The sequence below is a fragment of the Streptomyces sparsus genome (genome assembly GCF_054776295.1).
Genome location: NZ_BAAHCA010001210.1, coordinates 1 through 1,224, shown reverse-complemented (window position 1 = coordinate 1,224; position 1,224 = coordinate 1). Strand labels below are relative to the sequence as shown.

The 1,224-nt window shown below is 72.0% G+C and carries 1 protein-coding gene; it reads right to left on the bottom strand.

Annotation, left to right across the window (positions count from 1 at the left end):
* Window positions 1-161 precede the first annotated feature (161 nt).
* On the bottom strand, window positions 162-1,115 hold the full coding sequence (locus ACYVE9_RS27460; protein ID WP_461030592.1) for an RICIN domain-containing protein: 954 nt from the start codon (window positions 1,113-1,115) through the stop codon (window positions 162-164).
* Between the last annotated feature and the right edge of the window lie 109 nt (window positions 1,116-1,224).

Genomic DNA, 1,224 nt, shown 5'->3' with positions numbered 1-1,224 from the left:
CTCCGGCGCCGGCCGGGAGCGCGACCGCCTGGCGGACGGCAGGGTGCCGGGCTGCCCCGGCCGCCACCGAGGCGGCGGGGTCGGGACCTTCGGAAGCCCGGGGAACGGACATCGGATCAAACCTCCGTGGGATGCGGGGACGACGACGGGGTCTGTCCGGGTCAGGCGAACGACCACAGGTGGTCGTCCCCGTCCGAGCAGGTGAACAGCATCAGCTTGGCGCCCCGGCCACCGGCACCGTCCTCACCCTGGACGTCCAGGCACAGGCCTTTGCTCGCGTGGTTGCGGATCCAGAAGGCGCCGTTCGCCCGCTTGTCCAGGTACCACATCTGGTTGTCTCCCGAGCCCGGTCGGCAGTGGTACTCGTAGACCCGCGTGTGGACGGGCTTGCCTCCGAAGTCAGGAAGGTCGGCACAGTAGTCGTCCTTGCTGTTCCGGATCGTGAAGAGGTCGGCGCCACCGGGGCCCGCGCCCTTCTGGTTGACCACCAGATCCCACAGTTGGTTGTCACCGTTCGTACCGTTGCAGGTGAACTGTTCGACCGAGCCGTTGATCTTGCCCTTCCCGTAGTTGGGGATGTCCACGCAGAGCCCGGTCACCCGGTTCTTGATCAGGACGCCCGTCGCCGTCGAGAAGTTCGCGGACGTGGGCAGCGCGCCCCCGGCCCGTACCGGCGCGCGGCGGGCGACCGCCTTGGAGGGCGGCGACTTCTTCGCGGTCTTGGCTTCGGGCTGCTTCGGCGTGCTGCCCGCCGAGGCCTTATCGGCGTCCGCCGAGTCCCTCGCGGCCGGCGGCGGCGGAACGACGGGGGCCTTCGTCGTGGCCTTGGGCGAGGGCGTCGCGGAGGGCGAGGCGGAAACGTAACTCCCCGGTGTGCGGCCGGCCTGCACCTTGTCGAGGGGCAGCACGTCGGACGAGGCCGACGCGGCCGTGGGCCGGGTCCGGGTTTCTTCGCCGGTCATCCCCATGAGGAGGAGCGGCACCCCGATGAGGAGGCTGCCCCCTATGGCGGCCGCCGCGAGCAGCGGCTTGTTGGGCCGGAGGGACGGGGGTTCACCGGCGGCCGCCGTCGCCGAGGGCGGCCCCGTCATGCCGTCGGCCCCTGCCGCTGCCACGGCATCCCCCTCCCGATCGGCGGCGGAGGCGGACGCCGTGGCACCCGCCGTGGCATCGGGCGTGGTGCCGCCTGGGGCTGCTCGTTGGCTGCGGTCGACTGGGCAGCTG